At 74.4% G+C, this 446-nt stretch carries 1 pseudogene; it reads left to right on the top strand.

The annotated features are described in order from the left end of the window. Positions 1-446, top strand: a pseudogene (locus tag EBL85_RS16875) (AMP-binding protein); the annotation flags it as partial.

Consider the following 446-nt stretch of genomic DNA (forward strand, 5'->3'; position numbering starts at 1 on the left):
TGGCCAGCGGCTATCGCGGCGATGCCGAGCGCACCGCCGAGCGCTTCGTCACCCGCGCCGGGGCGCGCTGGTATCGCACCGGCGACATCGGCCGCTATCACCCCGACGGGCTCCTGGAGTTCCTCGGTCGCGCCGATCAGCAGGTCAAGGTGCGCGGGCACCGTATCGAGCTCGGCGAGATCGAGACCGCGCTCACCGCCGCGCCCGACGTCACCGAGGCCTGCGCCCTCACCCTCGGGCAGCCGCCCCGTCTCGCCGCGGCGGTGGTGCTCGCCCCCGGCGTGCAGCCCGAACAGGCCCTCGCGGCACTGCGCGAGACCCTCGCCCAGCGCCTGCCCGAGTACATGATCCCGACCTCGATCCTGCCGCTCGAACGGCTCGATCTCAGCGCCAACGGCAAGGTCGATCGCCGCGCGCTCGCCGCCCGGCTCGACGCGCTCGACGCC

Origin of the sequence: Marichromatium sp. AB32 (assembly GCF_003718675.1) — a bacterium.
GTDB lineage: Bacteria > Pseudomonadota > Gammaproteobacteria > Chromatiales > Chromatiaceae > Marichromatium > Marichromatium gracile.